The organism is Streptomyces sp. NPDC040545 (assembly GCF_055595065.1).
Genome location: NZ_JBVIWA010000029.1, coordinates 51573 through 70385, shown reverse-complemented (window position 1 = coordinate 70385; position 18813 = coordinate 51573). Strand labels below are relative to the sequence as shown.

Genomic DNA, 18813 nt, shown 5'->3' with positions numbered 1-18813 from the left:
CACGCGAGAACCGGAGCCTTGCTCCTACAGCCAGCCGTTGCGGCGGAAGGCACGGTAGAGCGCACCTGACGCGAGCGCCATGAGACCGACGGCGAGCGGGTAGCCGTAGGTCCAGCCGAGTTCCGGCATGTTCTCGAAGTTCATGCCGTAGACGCCGGCGACCATCGTGGGGATCGCGAAGATCGCCGCCCACGCGGAGATGCGTCGCATGTCGTCGTTCTGCCAGGTGCCCACGCGGGCCTGCTGCGCGCCGAGGACCGAGTCCAGCAGTTCGTCCAGGGTCCGCACCTCGATGTCCGTACGGTGCAGGTGATCGGCGACGTCACGGATGTACGGGGCGATCTTCGGCTGGTGGCCCTTCTCACCCGGGCCGCCGGACAGGAGGCCTTGGACCACCGGAACGAGCGGCTGCACGGCGTCACGGAACTCGCGTACTTCCCGCTTGAGGGAGTAGATGCTCTCGGTGTGGTCGACGCGGGAGGTCGAGAACACCTCGTCCTCGAGCCGGTTGAGCGTGGCGCGCACCCTTCGCGCGGCGTCGCTGTACGCATCGACGGCGACGTCCAGCACGGCGTGCAGCACAGCCCAGGGGCCATGGCTCAGCATGTCCGGATCGGCCTCCAGCCGACGGGCGGCCTCGGTACAGGGATCGATCGTTCCGTGGCTCACGGTGAGAACGCTGCGGGGGCCTACGAAGATCATGACGTCGCCGGTCTCCACCGCCGTTTCTTCTTCCACATACCGCAGGGTCTTCAGCGCGACGGCCAGGACGTCGCCGAAGCGCTCGCGTTTCGGACGCTGTCGCCCGTGCAGGGCGTCCTCGACGGCCAGCGGGTGAAGGTCCAGGTCCTCGGCCAGCTCGACCAGTTCACCTTCCGAGGGGCCTGCCAGCCGGACCCAGGCGAACTCGCCTTCGCCCATGTCCCGCAGCTGCTTGAGGGCAGACCGGCAGGCGTCGTCCGGCAGCTCGCACTCCACATGCTCCGACCGGCCCGAGTCCTGGTCGTATATGACACATTCCATCTCCCGCGCATGCTTCACCAGCTCCATTTCATGCGCCCGCAGCCGGCTCTCGTCCTGCATCCGCCCTGTGGCGGGAGACACCGGAGCAGGCTCGTACAGGCGCACGGACGCGGGCAAGAAGCGGCACGGCAGTCGCCCCCCAGCTTCACCGAGATCGGCCGGCCGGCGGCCACCGCCGCCATCCGCACCGTCCTGAACTTCTTCCTCACCCGCGGGATCACACCGGAGCGCGCCGAGATCGAAGGCGACCAGAAGCGGGTCACCGCGCACCCGCCGCCCGTTGGACCGCCTCACCACCAGACGGACACTCCGACGGGGGATGCGTCCCAGCGCGTATCGCTCCGCGGCCTGGGTGTCATCGTGCACGTCCGCGGCGGGATGGACATCGACCACGCGCGCCTGCTTCCGGACCCGCCGGCAGGCCGGACCCGCGCAGCGACAGCCGACACCTGGCAAGAGCAAGTGCGTACAACCGCGAAGACGGGGCAGAAGGTGCGGACAGCCGTCAGCCAACTGGGAGGGAGCGGTCGTCATGTCTCGCTCGGCCACCGTCATGGGCCCCGTTCGGGCAAAGGAAGCGCAATTCGCAGGTACCCCGGGGGCGCCGGCGGAGGACCGGGAGCCGGTTCGAGTGGAGAACGCCCGTGAGATGGCACCCGGAGACGCGCGCGAGCTCTCGCGTGTCTTCTTCCGCAGACTGCGAACGCTGGAGGAGGGCACGCGCGAGTACCAGTACACGCGCAACACCCTGATCGAGATGAACCTCTCCCTCGTGCAGTTCGCCGCACGGCGCTTCCGTGCCCGCGTGCTCGGCGGGAGTCTGGACATGGACGACATCATCCAGGTGGGGACCATCGGCCTCATCAAGGCCATCGACCGCTACGAACTCGAGCGCGAGGTCGAATTCTCCACCCTTGCACTCCCGTACATCATCGGGGAGATCAAGCGCCACTTCCGCGACACCACCTGGGCCGTGCACGTCCCTCGCCGTCTCCAGGAACTGCGGAGCGAGCTCGCCAAGGCCCAGGAGGCCCTGACCGACGTCCTCGGCCGGGCCCCGACCGTCAAGGAGGTCGCCGGCCACCTCGAACTGACCGAGGAACAGGTCATCGACGGACTCATCGCAGCGAACGGCTATACGAGCGGCTCCCTCGACACCGCCGCCGGGGAGAGTGACGTACCGTCCCCGACCAGCCGGACCACCCGGCCGCTGGCGGAACTCGTCGGCGATGTCGACCCCGCCATGGAACTCTTCGAGGACTTCCACACCCTCGCACCGCTGCTGCAACAACTGGGCGAGCGCGACCGGCTGATCCTGCGGATGCGCTTCGGCCAGGAGAAGACCCAGGCCGAGATCGGCGCCGAACTGGGAATCTCCCAGATGCAGGTCTCCCGCCTCCTGTCCCGAACTCTCGTCCGGCTTCGCGCCGGTATGCTCGCCGGGTAGGGGGCAACCGATGACGTCCCTACCGGGGAACGCGGTGCCGTGGTCCGAGGCCGGCCCACCATCTCGGCGACCTCGTCGAGGTCCACACCACCGGCAGCAGCTTCACGGTGCGGCTCCACAAGGCAATGCCCTGAGACGGGGGGTCCCCTACACTGTCACGACCGTGCTGAGGCTTCCCGCACCGCCCAGGGGCATGCAACCGACCCAGGGCGCCGGCAGTGACCGCGGCATGGGCCGGGTACCGGGAGCAGAGGCCAGGGGTGAACACGGGGGTGGGGCCACAGTGGAGACCAAGGAACCGGAGGCGGGCGGTCAGATGAGCGTTGGTCTTCCCTCCGGGAGGCAGCGCCGTCGGCTCACGCTCGCGGGCGTCCCGGGGCCGGTCGCCAAGGGCCGCGCCTTCACGCGCCAAGCACTCCGGGACTGGGGCTGGGACAGGACCGAGACCTCCGAGGACACCCTCCTCCTCGTGTCCGAACTGCTGACCAACGCGTCACTGCATGCAGGCGGCTGCCACGAACTCGTGCTGGCCGCGGATGAGTCGGCCCTGCACATCGAGGTCCATGACGGCACGACAACCCCTCCCGTCCGCCACTCGGCGCCACAACGCGGCGTCCCGGGCGGCCGCGGCCTGTACATCGTGGAGCGCCTGTCCGATCGCTGGGGCACGCACACGTACGGGACCGGGAAGGCCGTGTGGGCCGAGATCGACGCCTCCCGGCTGGAGTACGGCATGACAGCGGGGCGCTGACCCCTCCGGCCCGGCGAGCCTGGGTTCGCCGGGTACCGGGGGATGTCACGCACGGGGCGGGTGGGTGGCCGTGTCCAGGTAGAAGGAGTCGATGCTCTGGACGGCTCGCTCGAACTCCTCCAGGTTGACCGGCTTGGTCACGTAGGCGTTGGCGTGGCTGCTATATGCGCCGGCGACGTCATCGGGCGCGGAGGAGGTGGTCAGGACCACCACGGGAATGGTCTGCAGCGTCTCGTCGCTCTTCAGGACCCGGAGCAGGTCACGGCCGTTCATCCGGGGCATGTTCAGGTCCAGCACGATGAGGTCGGGGCGTGCGGTGCCCGGGGCTCGGAGGTGTTCGAGGGCGGCGAGTCCGTCGGTGACCTGGACCAGGTTGCGGGTACCGCGCTCGGAGAGAGCCTCCTCGATGAGCATGGCGTCGGCGGCGTCGTCCTCTACGAGCAGAACGTCGAAAGGGCGTGCGGGGCCGGTCATCATCGGATGCTCCGTAGGTTCGTCGTCGGGGTGGTTGAAGAGTCCGGGCCAGCGGCGCCGGGCGCCCTGACGGGTCATGCCGCATGCCCGGCCGATCTGGGGGTATCCGGCACCCGCGCGGGCCGCGTCCAGGGCCGCGTCCCGCTGGAGCCGTCCGGCTGCCTGCTGGAGCTGCTCAAGCACGTGGACTCGGGCCAGGGCACGGGCCCGGCCGTCGGCCGCCGGGTCCGTGAGGACTTTCTCCAGGTGGAGAGCCAAGCGCCGTGCGAGGTTGGAGACGGCCGCATCCACGACAGCGGCCATCTCCGGCGCTGTGGTCCGCAAAACGAAGTCCTTGCCTGGCATGGACCGCAGCTTAGGCCGCAAACCGGATGGCGACAACAAACGTTGTCCGCGGCCCTCTACAGTGTGCGCTGCGCTTTCTTTCGAGGCGGACGGCTCAGCGGAGGGATTCACAGATGACCGGCAACGGGGGGCCGCCGCAGGCGCGGGGCCTTTCCACGTGGACGACCCGGCGATGGCTGCGGGTCGGGGTGGCCACGGCGCTGGCCGTGCTGGCCCTGCTCGGGCTGACGGGGGCGTGGATGCTGGGGCGCACGACGTCCCTCAGCAAGGGCCTCGTGGACGTGAGGTCTCCCGCGCTGTCCACCGCGATACGCCTGGAGTCGGCCCTGCTGAACCAGGAGACCGGCATCCGCGGCTACGGCCTGACCGGCACCCCGGAGTTCCTCGGCCCCTACCAGCAGGGCCTCGCGGACCAGGAGAGGGACAGCGCCCGGCTCTCGGAACTGCTGCGCGCCGACCCCGCAGGTCTCAGGGACCTCGATTCGGTGCAGGACGCCGCGAAAGCCTGGCAGGAGAGGATCGCCCGGCCGGTCGCCGCCGCTCCCGCCGGCGCACCCTCGCCTCTGGCCGCGGAACGCTCGGCGGAGGGCAAGACAGCCTTCGACGAGGTCCGCGCGGCCCTGACCGCCCAGCAAGAACGGCTGCTCGCTGAGCGGGCACGGGCCAGAGACGATCTCATGGCCACGATGAGGCTGCGCAACTGGGTCTTCGGGGCGATCGCCACGGTCATCGCCCTTCTCGCGGGCCTGGTCTTCGAAGCCCTTCGCCGCGGCATCACCACGCCTCTGGAACGGCTCGGCGCAGACGCGCGCGCCATCGCGGGCGGCGACTTCGACCGCCCCATCACCCCTACAGGCCCTGCGGACCTGCAGCGGCTGAGCAGCGAGATCGACTTCATGCGCCGACGTCTTGTCAGGGAGCTCGCCTTCAGCGAAGAGGCTCGGCGACACCTCGACGCGCAGACCGCCGACCTGCAGCGGTCCAACGCCGAGCTGGAGCAGTTCGCGTACGTGGCCTCCCACGACCTGCAGGAGCCGCTGCGCAAGGTCTCCAGCTTCACGCAGCTTCTCCAGCGGCGTTACGGAGGGCAGCTCGATGCCAAGGCGGACCAGTACATCGGCATCGCCGTCGACGGTGCCAACCGTATGCAGACCCTCATCAACGACCTTCTCGACTTCTCCCGGGTGGGCCGTGTCCACCACGACCACAAAAGCGTGGACCTAGAAGCGGTCATGGAGCAGACCGCGTCCTCCCTGAGCCTCGGCATCGAAGAGGCCGGGGCGACCGTCACCCACGATCCGCTGCCGACCCTGGTCGCCGACCCCACACAGATGGGCATGCTCTGGCAGAACCTGATCGGCAACGCGGTCAAGTTCCACCGCCCGGGCCGAGCACCGCACATTCACGTGACAGCCGATCGCGTCGGAGAGCTGTGGCGGTTCACGGTGACCGACAACGGCATCGGCATCGCGCCCGAGTACGCCGAGAAGGTATTCGTGATCTTCCAGCGACTCCACACCAAGGACGCCTATCCCGGAAGCGGAATCGGCCTGGCGATGTGCAAGAAGATCGTCGAGTTCCACGGCGGCACCATCGCCGTGGACCCGGAGTACCGGGACGGAACGCGCATCAGCTTCACCCTCGCCCCCACGCCTCCCCCGGCCCCGTCGACCATGTGGGAAGCGACCCGGGACACCACGGAGCCGGCGCCATGACCGCGACCCTCACCCACATCGACGGCATTGCCGCGGACGAACCGGTCTACCGCATCCTCCTCATCGAGGACGACGCCGCCGACGCCCTGCTCGTGGAGGAGCTCCTCCACGACACCGAGCTGCGCTTCGAGCTCACCACGAGCGTCTCGCTGGCCGAAGCCCGCTCCGAAGTCGCATCCCGCGCCGTCGACTGCATCCTCCTCGATCTGCACCTGCCCGACGTGTCGGGGACCGATGCGGTCACTGCTGTCTGCGACATGGCCCCGCACACCGCGGTGATCGTCCTGACCGGCCTGTCCGAGAAGCAGGCGGGCTCCGAAGCGATGGCCGCCGGGGCCCAGGACTACCTCGTCAAGGGCAAGGTAGAACCCGAACTGCTGCGCCGCACGGTCCGCTACGCCGTCTACCGGAGCCACACCGAACGCGCGGCGGCCGAAGCCCAGTCGGCCCGGCAGCGCGCGGAGGAGAACGCCCGTCTGGAACGCGGACTGCTGCCCAGGCCCCTCCTCGACACCTCCACCGTCACGGTGACCACCCGCTACCTGCCCGGCGCCGAACAGGCCCTGCTCGGCGGCGACTTCCTCGACGTCGTCGAAGGTGACGACGGACTGCTGCACGCCGTCGTCGGCGACGTCAGCGGACACGGTCCCGACGCCGCCGCCCTCGGCGTATGCCTGCGCATCGCCTGGCGCTCACTCGTCCTGGCCGGCCACCACGGAACCGAGCTGCTGCACCTCATGGAACGCCTGCTGGTAGCGGAGCGCGGCACCCAGCCCCTGTTCGCCACCGTCACGCTCCTCACCCTCGATCAGAAGGCCTGCGCTGCCACCCTCTACCTGGCGGGCCACCACGAACCCCTGCTCACCACTGCGGAGAAGACCCTGGAGGTGGCCGCCGAGCACGGCATCGCGCTCGGCATCGACCCCGGCCACCACGACTGGCGCCCCACGGTCATCCCCCTCCCGGATGCCGGGGCACTCACTCTCTACACCGACGGCCTCACCGAAGGGCACAACGGGGACGCCGTCGGCCGGCTCGGCGTCGAGGGGCTCCTGCCCCTGATCAACACCACACCGTCCGCGGATCCTGGAGCGCACCTGGACAGCCTGATCCGCCAGACCAGAGCGCTCAACGCCGGAAGACACACCGACGACCTCGCGGTACTCCGCCTCGGCTGGGGTTTCCACCCGGCCTGAAAATGCAAGGCTCGGTGTCCGCCCGGCCGACCACGGGGGCGCGTCCGGCAGCGATCACGGTTCGGAAGGTCGCCGCGTCCGTGTCCGGCCGGAGTTCACGCGCCATGCCCTGGCCGTCGCCGAACACGGCCTCGGCGCCGGCCTGATCGACCTGGCACCGGGGTCACGGCTGCGCGACGGAGTCCGGGAGTGGCCCAGGCCGGGTGCCAGGGGTGTGCGGGGCTGCCGCGGAGGCGCCCAGATCCAGCCTGCATGTCAGCTGGCCAAGAACTCGTCGAGGAGCTTGTCGAGGTCGAGGAACTCCTCCCCCGCGCCGGTGACGGCGTACGACTGCTCCAGGAAGCATGCGATCGCGCGGGCCTCCAGGAAGAGAACAGCAGTACCCTGCGTCTCGGCGCTGGGGCCTCGTAGTGCGACGCGGAGCTCGTCGGTGCCTGCTGTCGTGCGGGGGCTGAACGTGACGTCTCCCTCGCCCACCGGACGGTGGAGTCCCTCGGCGAGCATCTGCCGGTCGAAGTGCCAACGGGCCAGGACTGTGGGGCCGTCGAAGAAGGTGGCTTGGACCACGTACGGGTCCTCGGCGTCATACGAGAACCGGGCAAGGAGCGGCACACGGCCCCTCGGCGCGTCGAGGCGGGCAACGATCAGAGCGGACGCGGACACGCAGGACATCGACAGGCCTCCGAGGTGGGCTGCTTGTTTGCACTCGTCTGCCCCGCTTCACCCCTGCCACACCGGCCCGACCGAGGGACCAGCGGGGAAGCCATGGCCGTTCAGATCCGTTGGGCGCGGTGGAGGAGGCTGTGGAGTCCGTGGGCTCTCAGAGCAGCCCGGGCCGCGTTCGCGCCCGGGGCGCCGTGGACGCCGCCGCCGGGGTGGGCGGCCGCGGAGGCGAGGTAGAGGCCCGTGACGGGTGTCTCGGGCCGGCCGGTGCCGGGGGTGGGGCGGAAGATCGCCTGTTGGTGGAGGGCGGTGGTGCCGTTGTTGATGGCGCCGTTGTGGAGGTTCTCGTCCATCGCCTGGAGGGTGATGGGGGCGAGAGTCCTGCGGGCGCCGATCAGTTCACGGAAGCCGGGTGCGAAGCGTTCCACCTGGGCTTCGATGCGGTCGGCCATGGCTTCCTGTTCGCGGGCGTCCCAGCGGCCGGTGATGCGGTCGGGGCCGGCGTCGGAGGTGATGTGCTGCGGGAGGTGGGTGTAGGCCCACGCCGATTCCGTCCCCGCAGGTGAGCGGCTGGGGTCCGCCGTGGTCATCTGGCCCAACAGCGCGAAGGGTTCGTCGGGGACCTGTCCCATGGCGATCTGCGAGGCGAAGCGGGTCAGGCCGTCGACGCCGTCGGCCAGGTGGACGGTCCCCGCCCCGGCGGCCTGCGGCGCCGTCCACGGCACCGGGCCTGTCAGGGCCCAGTCGACCTTGAACGTCGCGAAGTCCCACTGGAAGCGTTCCAGGTCCCGCAGGAGGCGGGACGGGAGGTGCTCCTCGCCGACGAGGTCGCGGTACAGGGCGGGTGCTGACGTGTCGGCCAGTACGGCCCGCCGCACGCTGACGGTCTCCCCGCCCGCGGTCCTGACCCCGACCGCCGTGCCGCCGCGTACGACGACGGACGCGACCCGCTCCCCGCAGCGCAGGACGCCCCCGCGGTGCCGGAGCCTGCTCACCAGCGCTGCGGTCAGGGCGCCGGCGCCGCCGACGGGCACCGGGAAGCCGTGGCTCTGTCCGAGCATCGACATCAGCCAGCCGAATCCGCCGCTGCCGACGGCCTCGGGGGCAAGGTCGGCATGCAGGGCGTTCCCGGCCAACAAGAGCCGGCCGCCTTCTCCGGCGAACTCCTCCTCGCCGAGGCGACGCACCGGCAGGGCAAGGTTCCGGGCCAGCCGGAGTCCACCGGCAACCCGCGATTTCGCCGCGAGCCGCAGGCCCGACCGGACGGGAGGGAATGGGGTGAACAGGGCGCGTACCAGGTCGGGACCGATGCGGCTCCACACCTTGTACATGTCCCGCCAGGCGTCCCCGTCAGTGGCCGCGAACCCTGCCAGCCCGGCCGAGGTCTCTTCCACCCGGCGCTCCAGTACCGCGCACCTGCCGTCCGTCAGCGGGTGGGCCAGTACGGCCGGGGCATGACTCCATCGAAGGCCCTGGGCCGCGAGGTCGAGGCGTGCGAGGACCGGGGAGGCGGCGGCCAGGGGGTAGAACGCGCTGAAGAGGTCCGAAACGTAGTCGGGGTGGACGCCTCGGTCGCTGCGCACGGCCCCGCCGGGCTCCGGCTGCGTCTCCAGCACCTCCACGCTCCAGCCGGCGTCGGCCAGGAGGTTCGCGGCCACCAGCCCGTTGGGGCCCGCGCCGATCACCACCGCGTCAGGCATGGGGGACCCCTGCGTGATCCTGTTCCACGATCTTGGCCAGGCGGGCCAGCATCCCCCGGTGGCGGAGCTGGAGCAGGGCTTCGATCGCGGGGTTGTGCAGGGTTCCGCCCACGCCGCGCAGGGGGTGCTCGTCGCAGACGACCAGGGTTTCCCCGCCCCACGGCCGGAGCTGGAGGAAGATCCTCGCGGTGCCCAGCGACTTGAACGACGCTTCCAGCTCCAGCTCCCTGCCGGGCTCCCGGTGTCGGACCGTGGTCACCCCGTCGGTCGACCAGGGTCCCAGCCGCACGGTGTAGCGCAGCCGGGATCCCACCTCCGGCCAGGCCTGATCGAGCGGTGTGGACTCGGACGGGCCCACCACCCACTCTCCGTACAGGGCCGGATCGGCGAGCACCGCCCACACCGCCTGCGGGGCCCGGTGAATCAGCTGGTTGCGGACGGCCATGAGAGAAGTCCTTCTGCCGGGAAACGGACGGTGCGCCGGGACCGCGCGAGCCGGACGGTGGCTGTGTGCGCTTGCCCCTCGGCCCGCGGTCTCTTGGTCGGCGGCCGGGCGACCTGTATCAAGTGGGCATGTCACGTCGTGCGAGCCACCGGCGCTCATCCTCAGACGCGCCGGGCCGCGGCACTGACCTCCGCCTCTCGGCGCCTCGTTCTTTCGGCCGTGTCCAGGCCCTGCTATCCGCCGCTGCGCTTGCCGGGCGGGTCCTGGGGGTCCACTCCTGTGGAGGCGGAAGCGTCCTTCGTTCCACTAGGACGCTGAGAACGACCCCGGGGGCCCAGGTCGTGCATGCCCTTCGCCCCAGAGCCCTTGCTCTGGTCCTCCCCGCGTGCTCCCCTGCTCTTCGCCGGTTTGCCGTGGGGGTTTCCGGCCTCTTCCTTGGAAACCGTCCGGCCGGGCCCCTTGTCCGGGGCGTACTCGTCCGGGTGGAAGGAACGACGGGCGCTCGGGTTCTCCTGCTGACGGGTCTCATCCACGTCCGGCGACCAGCCGTGCTGCTCGGTGCCCTCGTGGCGGCTCGGACCCTTGCCGTGGGCGGGCTGGGACGGCTTCGGCTGTTTCGTCATTGGCCTGGCCTGCTGTCTGTAGGGGGAGAGGCGCGCGCGTCGGTGTCGGCGCGTCTGCCGTTGGTCCTTCTCATCGTCCCACCGTCCACCGAAGCGGTCGCGTCGACTGCACGCACGGCACTGGCAGCGGAAGCCTGGCCACATGCCGGCCACGTGCCAGACCCATGGCTGATCGGCCCCTGCTCGGCGCGACGAAGCCAGGTCAGGCGGCAGCTGTCGTGCGCGCCAGCTCGCTCACCACGTCGGTCAGGCGCCCTCTTCGAAGGTGCGCGGCACGCTGCCGGGCGGCTCCACCGCCCGAGCGCCGCACCCGGTCGAACAGCTCCTCCGCGAGGTCCAGGTCTCCGGTCCCAGCCAGCCCGGGCGCCGCACGTTCCAGCAGCCGCTCCGCCAGCACAAGGGCCGGAACGTACTCTCCCCGGGCGGGATCGAGGCCCTCGCCGGTCAGCCCGCGACGGGCTGCCAGAGCGTGGGCAGCGTGCAGGCGTGGGTCGCGAACGTCCGGGGGTGGCTGTCCGCTGCCGAGGTCGGGCATGAGTGAGAGGGCCAGGCCGCGTACCAGGGCGGTGAGCAGTACGACCACGTCAAGGTCTGCGTTCACGTCGCAGACGCGGATCTCAAGGGTCGGTACGTGCTCGGACGGCCGGGCGTGCCAGTAGATCATCCGGCGGTCCAGCAGGGTGCCGCTGCGGACCAGGTGGTCAGCGAGGCGTTCGTAGCCGGCCTCGTCGAGCAGGGGCGCGGGACCGACACCCGGCCACCGTGCGTACTCGACCGACCGGTGACTCGCCCAGCCGCTGTCCCGGCCCAGGGAGAAGGGCGAGTTGGCGGCTATCGCCTGGAGCGTCGGCAGCCAGGGCCGCATGTGATTGGCCAGTGCGAGGGCCTGGGCGTGTCCGGTCACTCCGACGTGGATGTGGCAGCCGCACACCACACCGTCGTACCCACCCGCCAGAGCGGGCCACCGAGCTGCCATCCGCTCGTAACGCTCACCCGGGGTCACGGTCAGCGGACGCCCCGGCGGGACGGCGGGAGTACCGGTGGCGACGAGCAGGCACCCCTCGCCGGCCGCCGCCTCCCCCATCACCTTCCGCAGCAGCGCCAGTTCGGCCCTCAGCGCGGACAGACTCGGCGTGGGACGGGTGCAGACCTCGACCTGTGCGCCGAAGAACTCCGCCTGCGCCTGCTCGCCCAGGACCGGGACCGCGGCATCCAGGACACGAGGGCCCCGCGCCACGGGCATGCCCGTACGCCGGTCCACGAGCAGGAATTCCTCCTCGACGCCCACCGTCATCCGGTGGGTTCCCCGCGGCAGGCCGGCTTTCGACTGTTCGATGCCGCGTACCGGGACGATCACCATGGCACACATAGGGAAGCCCTTCGTCGAAGGGGCCGGAGCAGGCCGCAGCCGACTCACCGGCACTGCCTCGCGTCTACCCCTTCGATCGGCCGCCAGTCACCCGATCAGCGGCACCCACCCGCGGGCATTGCCATCGACGGGCTCGACGAGCAACGGGCCGAAGGCGTCCTCGACCGGCCGGGGAGCGTCGGACAGCTCGGTGCGCCGCGCGTGCAGGAAGCGGGCTTCCACGGCCTGGCGCAGGCGCGGCAGGTCCGGGTCCCCTTCCCGCGCGTGCACGGGCGGGGTTCCCGTCCGCAGGGCCCGGATGACGGCGTCGGAGAGCTCGCCCCGTCCCTCGACGAGGCGGGGTCGGCGGCGGTCCCTGGCGCTCCACGGCCACCCGCCGGGCATCCCCCGCAACGGGCACCGGCACGGGGTGGGGTCGTCAGGGGCGCTGGGCGCGGATGACCACCAGTTCTTCCCATTCTTCGGCGTGGGCCGCCAGGCCCCGCTGTTCCAGCCAGGACCGTCGCGACCGCAGGACCGGGCCCCACGGCACGGAGGCGGTCGTCCTGACCTGAGCTGCCAGCCCTGCCCCCGCCAGCCGGTCCAGGGTCTCCTCGGCACCGCACATCCCCGAGTGCACCATGAGCAGGATTCCGCCGGGCCGCAGCAGGGCCGGGGCGTCCGCGCAGATCCGGTCGATGACCGCGCGCCCGTCGACTCCGGCGTCCCAGGCCCGTTCCGGCCCTCGCGAGGGCGGCCGGCTGTCGGGGGCGGGGACGTACGGGGGGTTCGAGAAGACGACGTCGAACCGCCTTCCCCTGGTGCGTGCCTCGAAGTCCCCGTGCAGGACGCGCATCGGAAGACGGTGAAGCCAGGCGTTCAGCTGGGCTGTGGCCACCGCGGGCCAGGACACGTCGACTGCCGTGACCCTGGCGCCCCTGGTCGCGGCGTGCAGCGCCAGGGCGCCGGTTCCCGTACCGATCTCCAGGACCTCGGTACGGGGCCCGAGGTCCTCATCGGCGAGTGCCGCGGCGAGCAGCCTGGTGTCCGCCTGCGGCTGGTAGACGCCCGGGAGGGCCACGAGGCCGCCGGGCAGCGTGGTCAAGGAAAGAGCAGTACTGGGCACCGTACCTCCGGTTTCGCCGCGGCTCGCAGAGCGAGTCACTGCGATTGACGACGTACTGCGCCTGCCCTGACTGAGGCGCCCCATCCGGTGGAGCGTCGATCTTCGGAGGATCAGACCAAAAATGCGCCTCTGATTCCTCAATGCCCCGCGAGCGGTCCGGAGGGAACCGAGCAGTCGACGATGCCGGTTGACCACCTCGGCTGGCCAGCCCGCCCCGGGGGTGGTCAGCGCCAGACGGTAGGCGGGCCACGGGGAGCGACGGCAGGGCACCCGTCCGGTACGCCTCCGCCAGTCGACCGCGCGTCGGGACCGTGGCAAGACCCGGAGAGCGGCCGGCGGTCTGCGCCCTTGGCCGGCAGCCGGCTCTTGGGACTGGCCGCGGCAGGGTGCCGGGCTCCGGGGGGCGTGGTGCAATGTGACCTGTCGGGTGCCGCCTCGGCTCGGATCTTCGCGCATCCGGGACGGAGTGCCGGTCGGCATCAAGCAGTAAGGGGTCTCTGTGACCGCAGAAGAGCCGGAGGACGGACAGGCCTCTCGCCCTCCCGTGGGCGGAAGCCGGCGGGGCAGGGCTATGACTTTGGCGGAGACCTTGGAAGCGGCCGAGGCCGCCGCACCGGTGGAGTCGCTCGACGTGGTCGCGCGCATGCTCAAGGAGCACCTCGGGGCCGCGTCGGTGTCGTTCCTGATCTCTGACTTCAGCGGCAGTTCGGTCGTGCGGCTGGGCGCTGCGGGCAGCGTCGAGACCGGTGAGCCGGCCCGGCGCATTCGGCTGCGGGGCACCTTGTACGACGACGTGATCCGCACCCAGCGGCCGAGGGTGGAGGAAAGGGGCGGGAGTGAGCTGGTGCGGGTCGTCGCGCCGGTGACCAGCCGCGGGGACGCCATCGGGCTCCTCGAACTGTTCCTGCCCACGGCACCGAGCACGCAGGTGATGCGGGAGATCAGCGAGACCGCGCACGCGCTGGCCTACATCGTCATCACGAACCGGTCCCACACCGATGTGTACCAGTGGGGCCGACGCACCAAGCCGCTGAGCCTGGCCGCAGAGATCCAGCACCGGCTGCTGCCGGCATCGCTGGCGTGCGAGGCGGCACAGTTCGCGGTAGCCGGAGCGCTGGAACCCGCCGACCACGTGGGGGGCGACACCTTCGACTACGTGATCGACCGGGATACATTCCAGCTTTCCGTGACCGACGCCATGGGCCACGATGTCGACGCTGCGCTGCTGGCCACGCTGGTGGTGGGCGCCCTACGGCGGGCTCGGCGGGCGGGTGAGGACCTCGTGGAACAGGCCCGCCAGGCCGACCAGGCCATGCGCGATCACGGCCGCCGAGGCTACGTCACCGGTCAACTGCTGCGCATCAGCCTGCTCGACGGCAGGGCCGAGTTCGTCAATGCCGGGCACCCCTGGCCGCTGCGGATGCGCGACGGGGAAGTACAGGAGATCGTTCCCGAAATCGATCCGCCGTTCGGTCTCAGCCTCCAGGCCTCCCACGCCAACACCTACCAGGTGCAGTCGCTGGACCTGCGGCCCGGTGACCGGCTGGTGATGCTGACGGACGGCGTGCTGGAGCGCGGCGCCGAGAGCCTCGACCTGTCGGACCTGATCGTCCGCACCCGCGCGCTGCATCCCCGCGAGGCCGCCCGCGCCCTCGTCGGTGCCATCGTCGACGCCAGCGACGGCCATCTGGCCGACGACGCGACCGTCATGTGCCTGGATTGGCACGGCGTCGGTACATCCCGGCGTGACGCCGCCACAGGCGCCGACCTCACCGACGCCTCACGGCCGGCAAGGACAGGACGGCACTCTCCCGAGCCATGACTCGGGTCGCATGGGGAGGGGTCGCGGCGGGCACCCGGGGCGTTGCCTCTCACGGCCCGGCTCGCGGCAACCCATCGAAAAAACGCGGCGCGTGTCGGCGAAGGCGCCGGCACCGCAGCCACCGTCGCCCGCACGCGAATCCGCCATACGGGCTGCGCCGAACCGGCGCCGCCATTGCAGCACGTTCTCCACAGAACCGACTGCTTGGGGACAGAGCGGGTCTTTCGCCGTGGAGAGGGCAGGCGCTGTGTAGGTCCACCAGTGGAAGGAGGCCTCCATGGCCGCACCCGTCCTCGATCAGCCCGTGCCCCGCACAGGTCAGCCCGCGACAGCCGCACGCGACGCCGCTCGCGCCTTCCTCCACCGCGCCGCCCAGGTCAGACCCCCTGCCCACCCCTCCAACGCTGAGGGTGTCCTCCTGGTCGTCACCGAGCTCGTCACCAATGCCCTCCGCTACGCCGGGGGACCCTGCGCCCTCCACCTGGAACTGCACGGAGACCACCTCGAGATCTGTGTCACCGACACCAGCCCCTGCCGGCCCCAGCCCCGGCCGCCCCACACGGACGGAACCGGTGGCTGGGGATGGCTGCTGATCAACCAGCTCACCACCCACATCCACATCGAACCCACGCCCGAGGGCGGCAAAGCCATCTGCGCCCACTCCCCTTGGTAGACCCGTGAGGTCGCAGAAGAGGCGCTCCGACATCGAACGCGGCCAGAAGGGCCCGAGTGTCACTCCGCGACTCCGTGACACCGCGAAGGGTCCCTTGTGACGGTGAACCGAGCATCGAGCGCAGACCGGCGGGGCAAAGGGACGTGGGAGGTGGTCGATCTTGCCCAGATGGGTGGAGGCGCCGCGAAGGATCCGGTCGGCGGCCACGGAGCGGGCCGACTATCTACGCCGCGCTGTTCTCGGAGCCGGGAGCGAGCGTGACGAGGTGCTGCTCGGTGCCAAGACCGTGATCGCGGCGATGGCAGCGTGGGTGCTTGCCCGCTACCTGCTGCCGCCGTCGGTTGCGACGTTCGCGCCGTTCACCGCGCTGGTGTCACTCCAGGCGACCGTGTACCGCTCGGTGCGCGACTGCCTCCAGTACGTGCTGGCGATGACAGCGGGAGCCACGCTCGCCGCCACCCTGGCGGCCGTCGCCGGCATCCACGGCTGGACGTTCGGCCTCCTCACCCTGATCGCGCTCTGCATCGGCAGGATCCGGCGCCTCGGGCAGCAGGGCACCCAGGTCGCCATCGTCGGCTTCTTCGCGTTCTCCTCCGGCCAAGGACAGATCGACTACATCGGCCACCTGGTCGCGTCCGTCGGCATCGGCGCGCTCTGCGGCCTCGCCGCCCACCTCGTCCTTGCGCCCGCCCGGCACACCGGCCATCGGCAGCAAGCCGTCACCGATCTCTACATCGCCATGACCCAGCGCCTCAACGACCTCGCCGACACCCTCGAGGCGAAGGATCCCGACCGGGATCGGCTGCGTCAGTGGCGCCGCGACTGGCGCGGGCTGTCCACCGAGTGCGAGCGCATCCGCCACACCATCGAAGGCGAGATCGAGAACGGCAGAATGAACCCGCGCCGAACCTTCAGCGGCTCCGGCGAGGCCCTCCCCCGCGCCCGGGAAGCCATCACTGTCGCCGAACGCAGCATGGACCACCTGCGCTCCATGACCCGGACCCTGGACTACGCCCTCGACAGCGGGGAAATCGGGAAACTCCCGGCCGCTTTCCGGCCCCGCTTCAGCGCTGTCCTGCGCGCTGTCGCCACCGCGATGGAGGAGATCGGCCAGGCATCCGCCACTGATCCGAACCTCCTCGACGCGACGATCGACGAAGCAGCCGCAGAACTCGACCAGGTGCAACAGCAGGAACGGACCGGCCGGGAAGCCTCTCCGGCCGTGCACACCTTGCAGGGGACGCTCCTCACGGATGCCGGCCGCCTCCTGGCCGATCTCCGATCGGGCCGGCAGAGCCTCGCCAGGACCTGAGGACCCTCGATTCAGCATGGCCCGTGTGGTGTGACGTGAGCGCGGGGCGGGGTAGGCGCGATATGAGAGGCGTCAGCCGCCGAGGCAGCCGGACGCCGCCCCGCGATCGAGTCGCCTGTAGGACCGACCGCGCCACCACCCCCCAAAGGTGCCACCACCCGCCGTGGACAAGCCGGTGAAGCGTGGCGTCGGCAAGGAACGACCATGAAAGCGGCAGTGTACGAAGGACCGCGGACGGTGACGGTGAAGGACGTCCCCGACGCGAAGATCGAGCACCCCGGCGACATCCTGGTGAAGATCACCACCACCAACATCTGCGGCTCCGACCTCCACATGTACGAAGGCCGGACCTCCTTCGAGACCGGCCGGACCCTCGGCCACGAGAACCTCGGCCAGGTCGTCGAAGTCGGCAAGGCCGTCAGCAAGGTCAAGGTCGGCGACTGGGTGGTCCTGCCCTTCAACATCGCCTGCGGCTTCTGCAAGCAGTGCGAGCAGGGCCTCACGAACTACTGCCTCACCATGCAGCCCAAGCCGGACATGGCCGGCGCCGCGTACGGCTTCGCCGAGATGGGCCCGTACCAGGGCGGCCAGGCGGAGCTCCTGCGTGTCCCGTACGGCGACTTCAACGCCCTGCGCCTGGGCGAGGACGCCGCCGAGCGCCAGCTCGACTACGTGATGCTGGCCGACATCTTCCCCACCGGCTACCACGCCACGGAGATGGCCGGCGTCAAGCCCGGCGACCAGACGATCGTCTACGGCGCCGGTCCGGTCGGCCTCATGGCCGCCTACTCCGCGATCCTCAAGGGCGCCGGCCGCGTCTGGGTCGCCGACCACCAGCCCGATCGGCTCCGGGTCGCCGAGGAGATCGGCGCCATCGCCGTCAACACCGCCGAGCAGGATCCGGCCGAGGTCGTCAAGGAAGCGACCCTTGGACTGGGCGCGGACAACGGCTGCGAATGCGTCGGCTACCAGGCGCACGACCCCCAGGGGAAGGAAGACGCGACCCTGACCATGAACGGGCTGATCGATTCGGTCCGGTTCACCGGTGGCATCGGCGTGGTCGGCGTGTTCCTGCCCGAGGACCCGGGAGGCGCCGAGGCCCAGGGCGAGCTCGAAGCCCAGGGGAAGGTACCGCTGGACTTCGGCATGCTCTGGTTCAAGGGCCAGCGGGTCGGCACCGGCCAGGCACCCGTGAAGCGCTACAACCGGGCCCTGCGCGACCTGATCGCCGGCGGCAAGGCCGAGCCCAGTTTCCTCGTCTCCCACGAACTCGGCCTGGACGAGGCGTCCTCGGCGTACGAGCACTTCGACAACCGCGACGACGGCTGGACCAAGGTCGTCCTTCACCCCAACGGCACCAATGGCTCCAACCACCGCACATCCGCCTCCAAGCGAGGCAGCAGGAGCACGGGAGACGGCTCCTCCCATCAGACCCTGGAGGAGCTGCGTCGAGAAGCGAAGGCGCAGGGCATCGAGGGCCGTTCCCACATGAACAAGCAACAGCTGGAGCAGGCCCTCAAACATTGACACCTGGGAGGGACATGCATCGCCGTGAGCGGCATGCCGCTCACCTACGGCAAGGCCGCCGCGCGAGACGCCGGAAGAGAACAGGGTCGGCTGACTCGCGTACTGACCCTGTGCGGAGGATGCCTCGCCGAGCGGCCGATCGGGCTGAGCGGCGTGAGCAATCCCGTCAGACGGCCCGGCCGCCGGCACGTTCACCTCGAAGCACCATCACGGACAACTCCGGATTGCGGGCGAGCTCTCATGCCCGGCCACCAGGATAAGAAACAAGTAAAAATCGAATGCATGCCCCGGATGTGGCCGGGCAGATGATGTTTCGGAGGTTGATAACTATGGTTCCCCTGCTTCTTGTTCTTCTGCTGGTCCTGATTCTCTTCAGCGTCGGTTTCGCGGTGAAGATTCTCTGGTGGGTCGCGATCGCAGTCCTGATCCTGTGGCTCATCGGGTTCGTGGCCCGTCCGAAGGGCAGTAGCGGCCGCTGGTATCGCTGGTAGCCGTACGACAACAGTGCAGTTCAGACATGGCATGGGGGGGGGGGGGGGGGGGGGGGGGGGGGGGGGGGGGGGGGGGGGGGGGGGGGGGGGGGGGGGGGGGGGGGGGGGAGGAGTGATGGGGGGGAGAGAGAG

18 protein-coding genes are annotated in these 18813 nt (G+C 70.4%); 9 read left to right on the top strand and 9 right to left on the bottom strand.

Annotated elements, in window-relative coordinates:
• Positions 1-24: 24 nt before the first annotated feature.
• Entirely contained in the window at positions 25-1104 is a 1080-nt protein-coding gene (locus ACZ573_RS35275) for a magnesium and cobalt transport protein CorA (RefSeq protein ID WP_471312433.1), read from the bottom strand.
• Between the two features lie 451 nt (positions 1105-1555).
• On the opposite strand from ACZ573_RS35275, the gene ACZ573_RS35270 reads away from it, so the two are divergent.
• Together ACZ573_RS35270 and ACZ573_RS35265 are read left to right on the top strand one after the other, a co-directional pair.
• Positions 1556-2470 (top strand): SigB/SigF/SigG family RNA polymerase sigma factor, encoded by a 915-nt coding sequence (locus ACZ573_RS35270; protein ID WP_471312431.1) that lies wholly within the window; start codon positions 1556-1558, stop codon positions 2468-2470.
• A gap of 316 nt (positions 2471-2786) precedes the next feature.
• Positions 2787-3221, top strand: coding sequence for an ATP-binding protein (locus ACZ573_RS35265; RefSeq protein ID WP_471312429.1), 435 nt, complete (start codon positions 2787-2789; stop codon positions 3219-3221).
• A gap of 45 nt (positions 3222-3266) precedes the next feature.
• On the opposite strand, the gene ACZ573_RS35260 is transcribed toward ACZ573_RS35265, so the two are convergent.
• A complete protein-coding gene (locus tag ACZ573_RS35260) occupies positions 3267-4040 on the bottom strand; it encodes a response regulator (protein ID WP_471312427.1) in 774 nt (257 codons plus the stop codon).
• Positions 4041-4153: 113 nt separating this feature from the next.
• Here ACZ573_RS35260 and ACZ573_RS35255 point away from each other — a divergent pair, with 113 nt between their 5' ends.
• Both ACZ573_RS35255 and ACZ573_RS35250 read left to right on the top strand, forming a co-directional pair.
• On the top strand, positions 4154-5755 hold the full coding sequence (locus tag ACZ573_RS35255) for a sensor histidine kinase (RefSeq protein WP_471312425.1): 1602 nt from the start codon (positions 4154-4156) through the stop codon (positions 5753-5755).
• A complete protein-coding gene (locus ACZ573_RS35250; protein ID WP_471312423.1) occupies positions 5752-6951 on the top strand; it encodes a PP2C family protein-serine/threonine phosphatase in 1200 nt (399 codons plus the stop codon). The genes ACZ573_RS35255 and ACZ573_RS35250 overlap by 4 nt, the downstream gene beginning before the upstream one ends.
• 255 nt (positions 6952-7206) lie before the next feature.
• Here the strand turns inward: ACZ573_RS35250 and ACZ573_RS35245 are convergent, their stop codons facing one another.
• From ACZ573_RS35245 to ACZ573_RS35215, 7 genes are all read right to left on the bottom strand, one after another.
• On the bottom strand, positions 7207-7614 hold the full coding sequence (locus ACZ573_RS35245; protein ID WP_471312421.1) for an SsgA family sporulation/cell division regulator: 408 nt from the start codon (positions 7612-7614) through the stop codon (positions 7207-7209).
• Positions 7615-7724: 110 nt separating this feature from the next.
• Positions 7725-9314, bottom strand: a complete 1590-nt coding sequence (locus ACZ573_RS35240; RefSeq protein ID WP_471312419.1) for a phytoene desaturase family protein — start codon at positions 9312-9314, stop codon at positions 7725-7727.
• Positions 9307-9759: an SRPBCC family protein gene (locus ACZ573_RS35235; protein ID WP_471312417.1), complete on the bottom strand. Its 453-nt coding sequence runs from the start codon at positions 9757-9759 to the stop codon at positions 9307-9309. The genes ACZ573_RS35240 and ACZ573_RS35235 overlap by 8 nt, the downstream gene beginning before the upstream one ends.
• Before the next feature lie 233 nt (positions 9760-9992).
• Positions 9993-10382, bottom strand: coding sequence for a hypothetical protein (locus tag ACZ573_RS35230; protein WP_471312415.1), 390 nt, complete (start codon positions 10380-10382; stop codon positions 9993-9995).
• Between the two features lie 202 nt (positions 10383-10584).
• Entirely contained in the window at positions 10585-11742 is a 1158-nt protein-coding gene (locus ACZ573_RS35225; RefSeq protein WP_471312413.1) for a carboxylate-amine ligase, read from the bottom strand.
• Positions 11743-11838: 96 nt separating this feature from the next.
• On the bottom strand, positions 11839-12135 hold the full coding sequence (locus ACZ573_RS35220; RefSeq protein WP_471312411.1) for a hypothetical protein: 297 nt from the start codon (positions 12133-12135) through the stop codon (positions 11839-11841).
• Positions 12136-12169: 34 nt separating this feature from the next.
• A complete protein-coding gene (locus ACZ573_RS35215; RefSeq protein WP_471312473.1) occupies positions 12170-12826 on the bottom strand; it encodes a HemK2/MTQ2 family protein methyltransferase in 657 nt (218 codons plus the stop codon).
• 601 nt (positions 12827-13427) lie between these two features.
• On the opposite strand from ACZ573_RS35215, the gene ACZ573_RS35210 reads away from it, so the two are divergent.
• The 5 genes from ACZ573_RS35210 to ACZ573_RS35190 all read left to right on the top strand — a co-directional run bounded on the left by ACZ573_RS35210 (position 13428) and on the right by ACZ573_RS35190 (position 18681).
• Positions 13428-14678, top strand: coding sequence for a PP2C family protein-serine/threonine phosphatase (locus ACZ573_RS35210; protein ID WP_471312471.1), 1251 nt, complete (start codon positions 13428-13430; stop codon positions 14676-14678).
• A 277-nt stretch (positions 14679-14955) separates the two neighbouring features.
• Entirely contained in the window at positions 14956-15351 is a 396-nt protein-coding gene (locus ACZ573_RS35205) for an ATP-binding protein (protein ID WP_471312409.1), read from the top strand.
• A 160-nt stretch (positions 15352-15511) separates the two neighbouring features.
• Positions 15512-16663: an FUSC family protein gene (locus ACZ573_RS35200; RefSeq protein WP_471312407.1), complete on the top strand. Its 1152-nt coding sequence runs from the start codon at positions 15512-15514 to the stop codon at positions 16661-16663.
• A 204-nt stretch (positions 16664-16867) separates the two neighbouring features.
• Complete coding sequence (locus tag ACZ573_RS35195) at positions 16868-18190, top strand: alcohol dehydrogenase catalytic domain-containing protein (protein WP_471312405.1); 1323 nt, start codon at positions 16868-16870, stop codon at positions 18188-18190.
• Between the two features lie 305 nt (positions 18191-18495).
• Positions 18496-18681, top strand: coding sequence for a hydrophobic protein (locus ACZ573_RS35190; RefSeq protein ID WP_471312469.1), 186 nt, complete (start codon positions 18496-18498; stop codon positions 18679-18681).
• Positions 18682-18813 lie beyond the last annotated feature (132 nt).